The organism is Paenibacillus flagellatus, assembly GCF_003217775.1.
Lineage (GTDB): Bacteria > Bacillota > Bacilli > Paenibacillales > NBRC-103111 > Paenibacillus_AB > Paenibacillus_AB flagellatus.
This window is the reverse complement of the sequence record NZ_QJVJ01000001.1, coordinates 516,010-532,473: the sequence shown is the minus strand read 5'-3', so window position 1 is coordinate 532,473 and position 16,464 is coordinate 516,010. Positions and strand designations below refer to the sequence as shown.

Genomic DNA, 16,464 nt, shown 5'->3' with positions numbered 1-16,464 from the left:
GGGATCGACTTCATCCCGACAAAAAACCCGGAGCGGCACGCGCTTCGGGTTCCTTGCTGCGTTTATTGCGGAAGCGTCGTCGCTCCGTCCAGCGCCTTTTGGACGCGGGTGACGCCTTGCGACAAGACGTGCCCGCCGCCGATCGCCGCGGCGACCGCTACCGTCTCCATCACTTGCTCGGGCGACGCACCCTTGTGCAGCGCCTCCCGGACGTGGTAATACGTGCACACCTCGTTGTTCGCGAACATTCCGATGCCGAGCGCGATGAGCTGCTTCGTCCGCGCATCGAGCGCGCCTTCTTCGAAGCATTCTCCCGTAAACGCGTGATACGCGTTCGCCACGTTCGGCATCGTTTCGCTCCAATGGCCGATTTCGTCTTTATAGAGCCGGACCTTCCGTTCCATCTGTTCTTGCATCGCTAACGTCTCGCCTCCTGAATGTACTGCGGTATCGACAAAGATAAGGTCTCCACCTTGGATAAAAATTACTCGCGGTCTTGAACGGGCCGTGCCTAGATTTCTGGGTTTTCTGGACAGTCGTTCAAAGGTGGGAACAAGGCCAGATATTATATTATATTAACGCGGTGTCGTGATAAAACGAAACGACAAAAAATCAGACTGCCGACACTTGCTCGACAGTCTGAAACGTACGAACAGCGCACGTCCCTGGATCTTACTCCTGCATATTCAGCAAAACCGTAACGGCTTCCGCTCTCGTTGCCTTGCCGGCCGGATCGAATTCGTTCGCCCCTTTACCGTTCATGACGCCCCTCTTCGCCAATGCGGCAAGCGCGCCCTTCGCCCACGTCGGGATCGCCTGATCATCCGCGAAGGACGTAGAGACGTTCGGGTCGATCGGCAGCTTCAGCGCCTTTGCGATCATGACGGCCACCTCGGCCCGGGTGATCTCCGCGTCGGGACGAAAGCTTCCGTCGTCAAACCCTTCGATGATGCCGCTCGCCACCGCTTGTGCGACGGATGCTCTTGCCCACGCCCCGATCTGCTGCGAATCGGAGAAAGGCAAGCTGCGAGCTTCATCCTGGAGCTTCCATGCTCTTGCCAGCATGACAGTAAATTCCGCGCGCGTCACCGCGGCATTCGGCTTGAACGAACCGTCCGGATAGCCCGACACGATGCCGGCTTGCGCGGCTTGCGCGATGCGGGCCTCCGCCCAATGGCCGGCAACGTCGGCGAATTCCGGGGACGGATTCGTCGGCTTGTCGTCCGACGGCCCTACGGCAAGCAAGGCAAACTTCGTAAAGTGATTCACTTCCGCCGCGATATAGGTTCCGTCCGCCACACCGCCGATTTCCACCCATCGTTCATCGGCTTCGTCGAAATAGCTTAAGACGGCCCTCTGGCTGCTCTTCAAACCGGACGGATCGAATCGAATGGACAGCCGTACCGGCTTGTCGAAGTTCACAGGGAAATTTTTCAAGATCTCGTAGACTTGGCTTGCCAAAACGGCTTCTCCCGTCACAGGATCGCCGAAGTTCGGCACTTTGTCGATCGAGACGGTCAGTTCTTTGGTCGAAGCCCCGGCCGGAATGGTTACCTTGATCTCGTCCCCCAAGCTTACTTCGCCCTGCTGCCCGGCTGAAAGCGTCAACCGTCCGTTGCGCGAGATCGTCGGACCGCTCGGAACCGGCGGAACGGCACCCCAGCCCCCGACGCCGCCGCTGCCGGATGCCCGATTTACGATGATCGTATACGAATTTTTGCTGCCGTCCTTGGCCGTTACTTCAATGATGATTTCGTTCCTGCCCACATCGAGACCGACAGGTTCGCTCGGCACCCCGCTAACGGCCTGACGGCCGTCAATCGTTATCGTAGCGCCGCGATCCGACGCGGTTACCGTTACGGTAAGACCGGTTACGCCATTCGCCACGTTGGCCTCGTAGCGGAAGATCCCGGGGGCAAAGCCGGGATTCAACGTACCCGTGGACAGCGTCAACCCGCCCAATTCCGCATTGCCGCTCGGTGCCCGGGTGACCCGGATTCGGTAGGTCTTCGTCGAGCCGTCGGGCGCCGTAACGACGAGCGTAACCGTATTCTCGCCATCGTCAAGCGCAATCGGCGCGCTGGCCTCGCCGCCGGCGACGGGGGTTCCGTTCACCGTAATGACGGCATCGGCATCTTCGGCCGTCGGCGTTACAGTCAAGCTTTCGATATCGTGCGCGACACGTTGCGTGTAGTCGAGCGTATTCGCATCGAATGTCTCGTTCAACGCCCCCGTACTGACAATCAACCCGGTCAAGTTCGAAATATTCGATTGCCCGATCGGTTGGACCGTCGTCGCATCCAGAAAGCCGTTCGCCACGACGGCAACCGTGTGGGTTCCCGGCGTCAGCCTGCGAGCGGCGATCGTGAGGCTTCCTTCACGGATTGTATAATCCGTTCCTTCCGCGAATATGGTCGAATCGATCTTCACGACCGTGATCGCATCCCGCCATGCGGCATCGTCCGCGAACGTCAGCGTAATCGGATGCGCGAAGTTGTTGTCCGTCGCATCCGCCGCCAAGAGCGGAGGGATCGCATAGACGAACTGACTCGCGACCGCATCGCGGTATCCATCAGCCTTTACCGTAACGACAGACTCGCCAGCCGGAAGCGTGCCCGCGCCGAACGTGATCGCGCCTTCGCCGATCGCATAATCGGTTCCTTCCGCAAGCGTCTTCGCCCCTGCTTGAACCGCCGCGATCGCATCCCGCCATGCGGCATCGTCCGCGAACGACAGCGTAATCGGATGCGCGGCGTCGTTGTCCGTCACATCCGCCGTCAAAGCCGGAGGGATCGCATAGACGAACTGACCCGCAACCGCATCGCGGTATCCTTCGGCCTCTACCGTCAGGACAGACTCGCCTGCCGGAAGCGTGCCGGCGCCGAACGTGATCGCGCCTTCGTCGATCGTATAATCGGTCCCTTCTTCGAGCGTCTTCGTCCCTGCTCGAACCGCCGCGATCGCATCCCGCCATGCGGGATCGTCCGCGAACGACAGTGTAACCGGATGGGCAACGTCGTTGTCCGTCGCATCCGCCGTCAAGTGCGGAGGGATCGCATAGACGAACTGGCTTGCTTCCGCATCGTAATATCCCGCTGCCGACACCGCAATCGCATGTTCGCCCGCCGGAAGCGCGCCCGCGCCGAACGTGATCGCGCCTTCGCCGATCGTATAATCGGTCCCTTCCGCGAGCGTCTTCGCCCCTGCCCGAACCGCCGTGATCGCATTCCGCCATGCGGCATCGTCCGCGAACGTCAGCGTAATCGGATGCGCGGCGTCGTTGTCCGTCGCATCCGCCGCCAAGAGCGGAGGGATCGCATAGACGAACTGACTCGCGACCGCATCGCGGTATCCATCAGCCTTTACCGTAACGACAGACTCGCCAGCCGGAAGCGTGCCCGCGCCGAACGTGATCGCGCCTTCGCCGATCGCATAATCGGTTCCTTCCGCAAGCGTCTTCGCCCCTGCTTGAACCGCCGCGATCGCATCCCGCCATGCGGCATCGTCCGCGAACGACAGCGTAATCGGATGCGCGGCGTCGTTGTCCGTCACATCCGGCGTCAAAGTCGGAGGGACCGCATAGACGAACTGACCCGCAACCGCATCGCGGTATCCTTCGGCCTCTACCGTCAGGACAGACTCGCCTGCCGGAAGCGTGCCCGCCTCGACCGTAATCGCGCCTTCGCCGATCGTATAATCGGTTCCTTCTTCGAGCGTCTTCGTCCCTGCTCGAACCGCCGCGATCGCCTCCCGCCATGCGGCGTCGTCCGCGAACGACAGCGTAATCGGATGCGCGGCGTCGTTGTCCGTCGTATCCGCCGTCAAAGCCGGAGGGATCGCATAGACGAACTGGCTTGCTTCCGCATCGTAATATCCCGCTGCCGACACCGCAATCGCATGTTCGCCCGCCGGAAGCGCGCCCGCGCCGAACGTGATCGCGCCTTCGCCGATCGTATAATCGGTCCCTTCCGCGAGCGTCTTCGCCCCTGCCCGAACCGCCGTGATCGCATCCCGCCATGCGGCATCGTCCGCGAACGTCAGCGTGATCGGATGCGCGGCGTCGTTGTCCGTCGCATCCGCCGTCAAGGCCGGGGGAAATGCATATACGATCTGGTCCAGCCGGGCATCGTAATACCCCCACGACGTTACTGTAATGACAAGTTCGCCGGCCGGAAGCTTGCCCTTATAAAAGGTGATCGTGCCGGCTTCGACCAAATAATCGGTTCCTTCTTCCAATACGGTCGCACCGGCCTTTACGGACGCCATCCTGCCGCGCCATCGGAGATCGTCCGGAAACGTCACGACGATCGGATGATCGATGTCGTTGTCGGTCGTATCCGCCGTCAAGACCGGAGGGAAATCAAGGACGAGCAAGCTTGCCTCCGCATCGTAATACCCGGATGCCGTCACCGTAACGACATGCTCGCCCGACGGAATCTTGCCGGCAAAGATCGTAATGGCGCCGGCACCGATCGTGTAATCGACGCCTTCGACAAGCGACGTCTCTTCCACCCCGAGCGCCCTTCTCACCCGAATCGCCGTAATCGCATCGCGCCAAGCGGCATCGTCCGCGAACGCCAGTGCAATCGGCCGGGCGACGTCGTACGTTTCATTCGCCTTCCAAGCCGGAGGGACCCCGTACACGAACTGGCTTACCTCTCTCGTGAAATATCCCGGCGCCGCAATCGCAATGACGTGATCGCCGGCCGCAAGCCTGCCCGCGCGGATCGTTATCGTCCCGTCCCCGATCGTATAGTCGGTTCCTTCCTCCAGCGCGACCGAGTCCGCCTTGACCTCCGCGATGGCATCGCGCCAGTCCGCGTTGTCGCCGAACGTAATCGTAATCGGGTGCGCCGTGTCGTTGTCCGTCGCGTCGGCGGACAGGATCGGAGCGGCTTTGTATACAAACTGGGTGACCACGGCATCCCGATACCCGGCGGCGGACACCGCAACGATATGTTCCCCTGCCGCCAACGTGCCTGCATAGAACAGGATTCGGTCGTCCTCGAACAGAAAATACCCGGTAAAGGGAAGCGCGACTCCCCCTACCTGAACCGATAAGATCGCGCTGCGCCAAGCCGCATCGGGTGGAAACGAGATCGCGATCGGATTGGCGACGTCATTGTCCGTATCGTCTGCCGCCAGAACCGGAGGGAAAGCCAATACCGTTTGGCCGACAACCGCATTGGCATACCCGCTCGCCGATATCGTCAGGACATGCTCGCCCGCTCCAAGCTTGCCGGGGGCAAACGTAATCGATCCGCTGCCGATCGTGTAGTCGGTCCCTTCGACAAGCCGGGTCGATCCGTCCAGAACGGAAACGATCGACTCTCGCCAATTTGCATCGTCCTCGAACGTCAGCTCAATCGGATGTTCGGGATCGTGATCGGATATGTCCGCATCGAGACTCGGAGGGGGAGCGACGAAGCTCTCCACCCCGAGCTTGCCCGCTCCGTCCCTGTAGGCCAAATAAGGCGTTCCCTTATAGAAAACGAGCGTCATCTTCTGTGCGGACGGTTCCGTAAAACCGGCTTCGCCCACCTGCGTCCATTCGAATGCATCGTACTTGAAAAGCGTGGCGCTGCCCGAACGGCTCGGGTCCGACAAAGCGACATAGGGGATTCCGTCCACGACGCTCATCGCAACGGAACTCGTCGAAAGCTCGGCCCCAACCTGCGTCCACTTGTCCCCTTCATGCGTCATGACGACGGCATGATTCGGACTTGCCGGATCGGAAAAGGCCACGTACGGCCTCCCATGGTCCGCGTCCAAAGTGAAGGAATGACCGGAACCGTCCGGAAATGCCCCGGTGCCGACGGGCACCCAGTCCGTGCCGTCCAACGTCTTCACCGCAACCTTCTCGCCGTTGTCGACGTCCGAATAAGCCAAGTAAAACGTTCCGTCTTGTACATTCAACGACGGACGGCTCGCCCGGCCCGACGAGACGGCGCCGCCGACGGGAGTCCAACTTGCATGTTCATATTGCTTTACCGTCAGTTTGTTTTCCAAATCCAAATAAGCGATGTAGAGAATCCCGTTGTCCATGGCGAGGGACGGAGAAGACCCCCATAACACGTCGCCGATCGGCATCCAGCCGGTTCCGTCGTATTGGCTGACGGTCAGCGATTGGTCCGAAGCCGTATAAGCCAAATAGGTCGTTCCCCGATCGACATGCAGCGAAGGATTGCCGGTCAAGCCCGGCATTGCCGTTTCGCCCAGCGTCACCCAGTTCAGTCCGTCGAAGGTCCTGACGACAATCCGATCGTCGTCCTCCTGTGACGGGTAGGCAACGTAGGGTGTCCCCCTGTCGACAAACAAGAACGGCTCGCCTGCGGTCGGGTCGGCAGGAAAATCGCTCGTGTCGCCCATCGCTTGCCACGACTCCCCGAGCATCGGCATCGCGTCGCGGAACACGGTTACCCGGTACGACCGGACGGTACGATCCGGTGCCGTTACGTTGACCGCGATCGTATTATAGCCGACATGGAGCGGGATAATCTCGCTGTCCTGACCGCTACGGACCGGTATTCCGTTAACGGTCAGCTCCGCGGAGGGTTCGGCGGAGGTCGCCGTTACGGCCAGACCGGATACGTCATTCGCCACGATGGCCGTGTAGTCGGATATTTCCGGCCGGAAGCCGGGATTCAGGAAGCCGCTCGACAGCGTCAAGCCGCTCAAGTCCGCGTTGCCGCTGGCCGCCCGTCTCACGGTAATCGTGTACGTTTTCTTCGTTCCGTCCTGTGCCGTCACTTCGATGCGGACCGCGTTATCGCCTACGTTCAGGGCGACTTCCCCGCTCGCTTCGCCGACGGCCTCCGGCTGGCCGTTGACGCTGACGGCCGCATTGACGTCGGAGGCCGTCGCGCTTACGACGAGACCGGACACTTCGTTTCCTACATCGACGACATATTCCGTTTGATCCGGCGCAAAGTCGGGAATCGCGCCTACCGACAAGGAGAGGCCGCTCAAGTCCGCGTTGGCGCTCAGCACGGCTGCGCGGTCGATCACGACCTCGTACGCGACCGACGCCCCGCTTTGCGCGACGACTTCGATCCGAATCGGATTGGGCCCCGGCTGCAAGCCGGAAGCGCGGTATGACCCCGTCGATGAATCGTACACGGCTCCCGTTACCGTCACCGTCTGGGTCGGCTCGCTCGTCGCGAGAGACAGCTCCAAGCTCGTCACCGCATATCCAACATGGACGACGTAATTCATAGTCGAAGGCGCAAATGCGGGAGACAGCCGTCCCCGGTCCACGGATAAGCCCGCGAGATAGGAATTGCCGCTCACCCATTCCGCATACAGCGTCGCGTCGGCGGAACCGATGGGATAAGCATCGCCTTCGGCGTACCTCGTTCCGCTCCCGTCCGGCTCCGTGTTCCAGCCTGCGAATACGAGTCCCGGCTTCGTCAGATTGCCTTGGTTGCCGAGCACCGTGACGGCCGCTCCGTCGGCATACGAGCCGCTGTCCGTCGGCGCGCTTCCGCCCGCGGCGCCGTTGCCGTCATAGTTCAGGATATGGCCGGCCGCTCGAATAATCGTTCCGGATTGGCCAACCGCAAGAAACGTACCGTTGTAATAGGCCGCGCCGAACAGAGAAGCGGCGGTTCCGCTCGTACGGCCGGTCCAGTTCGCGCCGTCGCTTGAAGTCAGCACCGAGCCGTTGCCCCCGGCCGCGACAAAGGTCCCGTTGCCGTAAACGATGACGTTCACCGGATCGTTGGGGCTCCATCCAAGCGATTCCCAATGGACCCCGTCGCCGGAGGTGGCAAACCCCATAAACCCGGTCGCTACGAACATGCCGTTGCCGTATGCAATGCTGCTGAAAAAGTTCCCGTTGCTTGCCGTCCAAGTATTGCCGGCGTCGGAGCTGACCAGTGTGGGCATGAAGCCCGCTATCAGGAACAGCCCTTTGGCGTAAATAACGCTTGAATAAAAATCCGCGGAGCCGCTTGATCGGTTCACCCAGCTCACGCCGTCGGCTGAAGTCAAGATCGTCCCGTTCATCCCCACAGCCGTAAAAACGCCGCTGCCGTAGGCGACGCCGTTCAGCGAGTTTTCCGTATTCGAGGGGCGGGGCGTCCAATGGATGCCGTCACCGGATGTCAGGATCGTGCCGGCGCTGCCGACAGCCACATACGTGCCGTTTCCGAAGGCAACGCCGTTGAAATCCGCATTCGTGTTTGAATGTTGCAAAGTCCAGGCGGCTCCATGGCCGGATGTCAGGATCGTTCCGCCCGATCCGACTGCCACATATAGGCCGTCTCCGTATGCGACTCCCATGAGAAGACTGCCGGCCGGCGACGGCCTGACGCTCCAATTGTCCGTCGGGCTAGCGGCGGCGGCCGCAGCCCAAATGAAGACGATGATCGCCGGCACCAACAATATAGCCAATCCACGTTTTATCATCCGTTTCTTGTCACTCGCTTTCCGGGTCGCTTCCACTGAAATTACTTATAGATTAGCGCAATCGACTGGAAGCAAACTGAAAAGAAAGTGCTTCATGTCAGGTTTTTGCGAAAGACGGCAAAACTTTAACCGCGACAAAACGGTGCAGTCCGTATTCGCCGGCACGGCTGCAGCCTCCGGAGCTCGGCTCGGAATATTTGACGGAGTGGTACGTTCCCGTCTGGGAGCATGATCTGGACAAAGGGCTTCGCATGCTCCGTCTCGCGGTCGACACGCACCTCACCACGAGCCGCTTCGCACTGCCTCTCCTGATTCGCAATCCGGGCGGACTGGTCGTCGAAATGACGGACGGCATGGAAGAATACAACCGGGAGCACTGCCGACTGCCGGCGATTCGGCGCCGCCCGATACGTCCGCGGGTACGAAGCGGAAGCGGCCGTCCGCACCGATCCATACCGCCGCCATGCGATCCGGCTTTACGGCGGCCGGCAGGACGATCGTCCGCTCCACATAAACGCCGCCGTAATCCGTTATGACCTCGCCGTTCCGGTTTATTCCGCAGCACGCCTTGTCCATCGCCCCGCAGCAGCTTGCCCCGCCCCCCGGCATTCTTCGCCCGGTATCCCTCTAACCCGCCACAAAAGTCAAAAAAGTGCTTCCCGAATGTCAAAGTACTCCCCTATGATTAATTGCCAGCATCCGCGATAATCGAAGCTAGCGGAATGAACGCTTACGGCAAGCAAAAATAGGGGGGCGGACGTGCACGCTCTTGCAAGCATCGCCCGCATATTATCAAGATGCAGACAGAGAAAGGGTGTTCAACATGAAAAAATCAACGGTTCTCCTGCTGGCCGCCTCGTTCGCGATGACGACGGCTTGCAGTGACAGCGGTTCCAAGACGACGGAATCGTCAAACAAGCCGGAAGGCAGCGGCAGTCCTTCGGCATCGGCGCAGCCGAAGATCAGCCTGCGCTGGATGGTGCCGTTGGGGTCGGAATTCGCCAACGCGACACTGCCTTCTGCGGACAAAGACTTCGTCAAGAAGGCAATTGAGGAGAAGTTCAATGTCGATCTGAAGATCGAATATATGAGCCTGGGCAACGACTACAACAACAAGCTGAACGTCATGCTGGCGGGCGGCGACGTACCCGACATCTTCATAGCCGGCGGGGCGGAATCGCAGAAATATTCCAACGACGGCTTGCTCGCCGACCTTACGCCATACATTTCGAAGGAGACGATGCCGAACTACTACAAGTGGGTGAAAGAGGAAGAGCTCGATTCCTTCCAGATGAAAGGCGTCAAGTTCAACCGGGCGCTCCTGCCGTTCTTCCGCAACGGGTACGCCGCCTACTATATTCGCCAGGATTGGCTTGACAAGCTGAACTTGCAGAAACCGAAGAGTTATGCCGAAATGCTGGACGTGATGCGCAAGTTCACGAACGATGACCCGGACGGCAACGGCAAGAAGGATACGTACGGGTTCACAACGTCGGCAGGCGGAACAGGTCTTAACTTCGAATTCCCGCAATGGATGGCTAACGGCTTTGTCGCCGACTTCCAGATCGCAAACAATTCGTTCGTCGACAACCGGACCGATCTTGGCGTACAGAAGGTCGTTCAGGGCATCATCGACATGAACAACGAAGGTATCATCGATCCGGACTGGTTCCTCCAGAAATATCCCGCGCATCTGGATAAGGCTGCGCAAGGCAAGGCCGGTATTTTCTTCAGCGGCGACAAAACGGCTGCTTTCGAGGGAGTAGCCAGCAGTGTGCAAGGCAAATCGAAAGCGATCAACCCAAAAGCCGACTGGCAGCCGTTCAACCCGTTCCCGGAAGCTAAGGCGATCTGGAAGAACGGCGTCCCGACAGACACGATTCTCGCCGGCAAGCTCGTCGCCGAGAAGAAGCCGGACAACATCAAACGTTCGATCGAAGTGCTTAACTGGCTTACCGGCGAAGAGGGCTATCTGCTGACGCACTACGGCCAAGAAGGCAAGCATTACAAGCGGTCCGGTAAAAAGATCGAGCTGATTTCGGACACTTACGAGAATGATATTACGAAGCAAGGCAACTGGCTGGGCATTTACCGCGCCTTTACACCGGAAGAGCCGGCCGTTCTCGGATTTGAAGTGGTCGATCCGCGTGTGTCGGCCCGCGACGCAGCGATCCTGAAGACGATTTCCGCATATCCGAAGCATGATGCGCTTCCGCCGGTTAATCTCGTTCCGCCTCAAGGTATTGCGATTGGAGATTTCCGCAAGGAGATGAACCGCCTGCACGTCCTCATGATCTTCGAGGATAAGAGCGCGGCCAAGTGGCCGCAATACCGCGAGGAGCTGATGACGAAGTTCCGCGGTCGGGAAATCTTCCAGTACTACACGGATCAGCTCAACGAAGTCATTAAGGGTACGAAGCTGAACGCTTTCAAATAACGGCTCGACAACAAGTCAAGTGGTCATGAAGGGAACCGGCGGCGATAGTAGGCCGGCGGGTTCCCTTCTGCTTTTTGGAGGAGGAAGAAAGATGCAGACGACAATGACCGCCAAGACGGCGAGCCAGCTGAATAGTAGGTTGAAATGGAGAAGCATCTACCGAAGCCGTTGGTTTTACTTGATGATGGCGCCGGGTTTGCTTTATTATTTGCTGTTTCATTACTTGCCAATGATCGGCATACTCGTCGCATTCCAGGATTTCAATCTGATGAAGGGCGTATGGGGGAGCGAGTGGGTCGGCTTCGACAACTTCAAGATCATTTTTAACAACCCGGATTTCTATAAAATCATGAAAAACACGCTGGTCATCAGCGTATACCGGATTCTGTTTAACATGCTGCCGGACGTGCTGCTGGCCTTGATGCTGAATGAAATTCGTTCACAATGGTTCAAGCGATTCGTTCAGACGGTTACGTACGGACCGTACTTCTTATCGTGGGTGATCGTATATGGGCTCACGTTCTCGTTCCTGGCCCCTGGATCTGGACTTATTACCGGTCTCGTGCGGGATATGGGCTGGGGCGATCTGAATCTGATGGCGGATCAAGATTTCTTCCGGTCGCTGCTGATTATCACAGACCTCTGGAAAAACACGGGGTTCGGCGCGATTATCTACCTGGCCGCTCTTGCTTCCATTAATCACGAGCTGTACGAAGCGGCTGTAGTTGACGGGGCAAGCCGTTGGAGACAGCTGTGGCACATAACGCTGCCGGGCATCCGCGAAGTGTTCATCTTGCTCTTGATACTCCGGGTCGGCAACATTCTGGATGCCGGATTCGATCAGGTGTATATTTATCTGAATGCAACCGTCTACGAGGTAGGCGATATTATCGATACATGGGTATTCCGCAACCTGCTGGAGAAGCTCGATTTCACGCTGACGGCGGCAACCGGTGTGTTCAAGTCGGTCATTGCGCTGATCCTGGTTCTGACCGCGAACAAGATCGCCAAGAAGGCCGGCGGTTCGGGCATCTGGTAATTCTGCTTATGGGAGGTGCATATCATGTCTTTCGTCATTCACAAAACAAGATCAGAGCGCGTGGCGGACGCCGCGAACTATACGGTATTGGCGCTGTTCGCGCTTGCTACGCTGTTCCCGGTGTATTATGTCTTTATCATGTCGGTGACGCCGTATACCGAAGTTTTGCGCAATGGAGGGTTTATCGTGCTGCCGGCCAAGATGACGCTGCTGGCCTATCAAGAAATATTCTCAAGCGAACGCATTCCGGATACCTTGCTCCTTACCATTAAGGTGACGGTGATTGGTACGTTGTTGAGCTTAGCCGTAACCACACTGCTTGCCTATCCGTTGTCCAAGAAATCGGTTCCGGGGCGCAGCGCGATTCTTATGGCCATCGTGTTTACGATGCTGTTTAGCGGCGGTATTATTCCGTTGTATCTCGTCGTCCGGGAGTTGGGTATTTACAATACGATGTGGGCGCTGATCATACCTGGCGCCGTGTCGACGTTTAATTTTCTAATTATGAAGACGTATTTCGAAGGCCTCCCGCAGGAGGTGGAGGAGGCGGCCCGTGTTGACGGCTGCAGCGACATCTCGACCTTGATCCGGATCGTGCTGCCGCTGTCGGCGCCGATCCTGGCTACGGTCGGACTGTTCTACGGCGTCAGCTACTGGAACGAATATTTCAAGGGCATCATCTATATTACGGACCGGGAGCTGTACCCGATGCAGGTCGTGCTGCGCAATATGATCCAAACGCCAAGCGTCAGCCAGGAGCTGTCGATCAATTCGATGCAGGTGGCCCAGCTGCCGCCGGAGACGGTGAGGATGGCGACGGTTGTCGTGACCATCCTGCCGGTGCTGGTTGCGTATCCGTTCCTGCAGAAATACTTCATCAAAGGCATGTTGATCGGGGCGATCAAGGGATAAATTCTCGCAAATACTGCTACTCAAGCGGCAGGGAATGGTAGATAATGTGAGAATCAGCACGTGAAACGATCCCGAAAGGTCGGAATGGACATGAGACGGCTAGTCCGCAATTTCAAGCAATCGGTGCAGCTGCGGTTGACGAGTTATTTTCTCATCATTCTGATCCCGCTTGTGGCCATCAGCGTCTATGCCGGCTTCCGGTCGCAGCGCAATCTGGAGGTGAAGGTGAACGAGCAAATTCTCGTTACGCTCGCCTCCGCGGTAGATTCATTCGATATGATGATGCAAAATATCGATATGCTGTCCATGTCGATCGCGGACGATGATAATATCATAGATCTTCTTAAGCTTGAGGACACGCGGCTGACCGAAAGATTGACGCTAAATTTCCAGAAGGTGCTCAATCAGCTGTCGAGCACCTCTGCGGCCAATGGAAATTTGTCACAGCTGGCTATCTACCACTCGTTCTCGAACACGATGATTTCTTCCCAATACGGAAGCCGTCAGGTGGAAGGATATCAGAAGCAGCGATGGTATTTAGAAGTGTTGGGCAGAGGCGGCAAGAGTATACTACTGCTCCCGCGTGAAGGGGAGTTCGATAGCTACCAGCAGCTGGACCCGGCGTTCCATCCAGGCAGCGTCACGCTGCTTCGCCCGGTTGATCCTTTTGGAGTCAAGGTGACTCATGTTGTAATGATTACGGTCGGAAGAGCCCGTTTAGCACGGGAACTAGGCAAGCTGGTGAGCGGTCCGGAAGAAAGGGCATATCTTCTTGCCGAGGACGGAAGGGTGTTGGCGGGGACGGCGTCTCTTGAGGATCTGCCCGAGCGGGAGGACGATTCGCGCATGATGACAGTGGGCAAGTCGGAGCGTACGGGCAAGGAGGAGCTGGTCGTTCAATACCGTTCGCCGCAGTCGGGCTGGTCGATCGTGATGGTGAAGCCGGCGGACGCGATCTATGCGGAGTCGGACAAGCTGCGGATGATCACTTATGCGATCATCGGCGTCAGTTTCCTGTTGACCTTGATGATCTCGTGGGTCGTCTATCGTGGCATTGCCGCACCGCTTTCTTCACTCGCCCACGGGATGAAGCAACTGAGAGTCGGGAAGCTGGATACGAGCCTGCCGGGCAAACGAGAGGACGAGTTCGGCTACCTGATGAACGCATTCAACCAGATGGCGCAAGAGCAGAAGCATCTTATCGAAAATATATACGAGCAGCAGCTGCTTCGCCTGAAGGCGGAGCTTCGTGTGCTTCAATCGCAAATTAATCCGCACTTCCTCTATAATACCCTCGACACGATGTACAGTATGGCCGAGAATTACGGCGCCGATGAGATCGGGGAGATGGCGCTGAACTTGTCGAAGTTTTTCCGGCTCAGCCTGAGCAAGGGGCAGGAGGAGTTTACGGTAGGAGAGACCGTCCAGCATCTGCAATATTACTTGCGCGTCCAGCAGCTGCGGTTCGTTGACAAGCTGGCCGTGCAAGTGAATGTCGAGGAGGCGTGCAAGCCGATTCCCGTCTTGAAGCTGCTGCTTCAGCCGCTTGTGGAGAATGCCATCCTGCATGGACTGGAGAAGAAGGCGAAGGGCGGCGAGGTCCGAATCGATATTCGGCTGGAGGGCGATATGCTGCGGATGGAGGTGGCGGATAACGGCAAGGGACTCGATCCCGAGAGACTCGAGTATATTCGGTCGGAGCTTGGCAAGCTGTCCATCCATGCGGTGAAGGGTCTGCTTCAAGAGCAGAAGCCGAGAACGGAATTGTACGGGCTGTGGAACGTGAAGGCGAGGCTGAAGCTGTATTATGGCGATCGGGCGGAATTGGAGATCGATAGCAGAGAGAATGAGGGGACATCGGTCATTCTCTGGATACCGATAGGAGGTGCGGCGGATGAATCTGATGATCGTGGAGGATGAGCTGCGGCTTTTGAACAACATCGCTCGCAACATTCCGTGGGAGGAGCACGGCATTGATGTCGTCGCTACGGCGGACAACGGCGTTGATGCTTTGCGTTTGTTCGAGCGGACGAAGCCGAATATCGTGCTGCTCGATATCCAGATTGCGGAGCTGGACGGATTGTCCTTGGCCAGGCACATTACGCAGGAGGACCCTCTTGTCAAGATTGTCGTGTTGAGCGGACACGACGACTTCAAATACGCGCAGTCGGCGATCGACTTGAATGTAGTGAAATATTTGCTCAAGCCGGCTGGAAATCCCGAAGTGCTGAAAGCCGTGCTCGAGGCGCGGGAGAGGATTCGCACCGAGTTGGAGACGCTGTACAATCAGGAGCGAATGCAGCGGAAATGGGCAGAACATCTGCCCCGTCTGCAGGATCTGTTCTGCCAGAGCTGGATGGCCGGCAAGTATGCGGGATGGGAGTTGGAGCGGAGAAGCCGGGAACTGATGATCGAGCTCCCGGACCGGACTGCGTATACGGTCGTTGTCGTCGATATCGATCCGCTGCCCCCGGGGGAGAAGCGGTTCACCGCCGATGACGCGCCGCTGCTCCAAGTTACGCTGCTTGGTCTGGCGGAGGAGCTGCTCGATCGGGTGCCCTGCCTCCTATTTCCCGACTATGACGGTACGGCGGTCCTCGTGTTTACCGCCCCGTTGGAAGCCGAATGGAACGAACGGGCGGAGAATGGCTTTATGGCCGATGTCCAGCAGCATACGGCCAAGCTGCTGACGGTGTTTAAAGAGTATATGAAGGTGACCGCGAGCGCCGGCATCGGCCGCCCCGTATATGAGAAGGAAGCGGCAGGCGCCTCCTATCGCCAGGCCGGTTTGGCGCTGAAGGAGAGAGTCGTGCACGGGCGCGACATCGTCATTCCGTTTCGTGACGCACCGCATCCGCAAACAGCCGTGCCGATCGATGCGGAGATGGAGAAGCTGCTGTCATACGCGCTGGAATCGGGGCAGCGGGATAAAGCGATCGAAGTCGTCGACCGCTGGGTCGTTCGGGCCATCGATCGGGCGCAGACGCCCGACGAGGTGTACGAGAACGTCATGTTTCTGAGCGCCTTGATCCTGCGCAGCATCCAGACTCACGGATGGCCGCTGGCGGAGGTGCTGGGGGAACAATATGCGTATTTCCGCCGGTTGCCCGAGCGGCTGTCGAAGGAGAGAATCGTGGAGTGGCTGCACGGAACGGTCGACAGCATCACCCGGTACGTGAACGAGCGCAAGACGACAAGCCGGCACGCGCTGGTGACGGCGATGATTGAATTCGTCGACTCGGGCATTCACGAGGATATCGGGCTGCATGAGGCGGCCGACAAGCTGTTCATCAACCCGTCGTACTTATCCCGCCTGTTCAAGCAGCATATGGGGCAGTCGTTCACCGCCTACATCGTCGAGCGCAAGATGAAGCTGGCGATGCAGTGGCTGAACGAAGGGATGAAAGTATCCGAGACGGCCGCGATGCTCGGGTATCGCGACTTCAGCTATTTCACCCGCGTGTTCCGCAAACATTGGGGCATCCCCCCCGCCGAAGCGAAGGGAATGGGGGACAAGGGGGCGGGCGGTTAAGGGGGGCCCGCCTATGCGGGCTAAAGCCGCCCCCTTTTGGGCAGCACCGCATCGCACATCGCCGACTCGCATCGTACCAGCGCCACCGCACCGCGCCGCCGCACCGCGCCGCCGCACCTCGTCGCACCACCCCGC

The 16,464-nt window shown here is 58.5% G+C and carries 8 protein-coding genes and 1 pseudogene; 7 read left to right on the top strand and 2 right to left on the bottom strand.

What is annotated here, in order from left to right:
- Positions 1-62: 62 nt before the first annotated feature.
- Both DLM86_RS02440 and DLM86_RS02435 read right to left on the bottom strand, forming a co-directional pair.
- Complete coding sequence (locus DLM86_RS02440; RefSeq protein WP_110838358.1) at positions 63-416, bottom strand: carboxymuconolactone decarboxylase family protein; 354 nt, start codon at positions 414-416, stop codon at positions 63-65.
- Between the two features lie 256 nt (positions 417-672).
- Positions 673-8,196 (bottom strand): hemoblobin-interacting domain-containing protein, encoded by a 7,524-nt coding sequence (locus DLM86_RS02435; RefSeq protein ID WP_158289287.1) that lies wholly within the window; start codon positions 8,194-8,196, stop codon positions 673-675.
- Positions 8,197-8,356: 160 nt separating this feature from the next.
- On the opposite strand from DLM86_RS02435, the gene DLM86_RS31965 reads away from it, so the two are divergent.
- The 7 genes and pseudogenes from DLM86_RS31965 (at position 8,357) to DLM86_RS02405 (ending at position 16,329) form a co-directional block, all read left to right on the top strand.
- Positions 8,357-8,641, top strand: a complete 285-nt coding sequence (locus tag DLM86_RS31965) for a hypothetical protein (protein WP_158289286.1) — start codon at positions 8,357-8,359, stop codon at positions 8,639-8,641.
- Positions 8,595-8,795, top strand: a pseudogene (locus DLM86_RS32630) (short-chain dehydrogenase); the annotation flags it as partial. The gene DLM86_RS31965 and the pseudogene DLM86_RS32630, both read left to right, overlap by 47 nt.
- 437 nt (positions 8,796-9,232) lie before the next feature.
- A complete protein-coding gene (locus tag DLM86_RS02425; RefSeq protein ID WP_110838356.1) occupies positions 9,233-10,846 on the top strand; it encodes an extracellular solute-binding protein in 1,614 nt (537 codons plus the stop codon).
- 91 nt (positions 10,847-10,937) lie between these two features.
- A complete protein-coding gene (locus tag DLM86_RS02420) occupies positions 10,938-11,885 on the top strand; it encodes an ABC transporter permease (RefSeq protein ID WP_110838355.1) in 948 nt (315 codons plus the stop codon).
- Between the two features lie 24 nt (positions 11,886-11,909).
- Complete coding sequence (locus DLM86_RS02415) at positions 11,910-12,797, top strand: carbohydrate ABC transporter permease (protein WP_110838354.1); 888 nt, start codon at positions 11,910-11,912, stop codon at positions 12,795-12,797.
- Between the two features lie 90 nt (positions 12,798-12,887).
- On the top strand, positions 12,888-14,717 hold the full coding sequence (locus tag DLM86_RS02410; protein ID WP_158289285.1) for a cache domain-containing sensor histidine kinase: 1,830 nt from the start codon (positions 12,888-12,890) through the stop codon (positions 14,715-14,717).
- Positions 14,692-16,329: a response regulator gene (locus DLM86_RS02405; protein WP_110838352.1), complete on the top strand. Its 1,638-nt coding sequence runs from the start codon at positions 14,692-14,694 to the stop codon at positions 16,327-16,329. Before DLM86_RS02410 ends, DLM86_RS02405 begins: the two co-directional genes overlap by 26 nt.
- Positions 16,330-16,464: the final 135 nt, after the last annotated feature.

Bases quoted from the DNA above. Each gene is read 5' to 3' on its own strand.
- DLM86_RS02415 (WP_110838354.1), top strand. From the start codon at position 11,910: ATGTCTTTCGTCATTCACAAAACAAGATCAGAGCGCGTGGCGGACGCC.
- DLM86_RS02425 (WP_110838356.1), top strand. From the start codon at position 9,233: ATGAAAAAATCAACGGTTCTCCTGCTGGCCGCCTCGTTCGCGATGACG.
- DLM86_RS02420 (WP_110838355.1), top strand. From the start codon at position 10,938: ATGCAGACGACAATGACCGCCAAGACGGCGAGCCAGCTGAATAGTAGG.
- DLM86_RS02405 (WP_110838352.1), top strand. From the start codon at position 14,692: ATGAATCTGATGATCGTGGAGGATGAGCTGCGGCTTTTGAACAACATC.
- DLM86_RS02410 (WP_158289285.1), top strand. From the start codon at position 12,888: ATGAGACGGCTAGTCCGCAATTTCAAGCAATCGGTGCAGCTGCGGTTG.
- DLM86_RS31965 (WP_158289286.1), top strand. From the start codon at position 8,357: ATGAAGACGATGATCGCCGGCACCAACAATATAGCCAATCCACGTTTT.
- DLM86_RS02440 (WP_110838358.1), bottom strand. From the start codon at position 416: ATGCAAGAACAGATGGAACGGAAGGTCCGGCTCTATAAAGACGAAATC.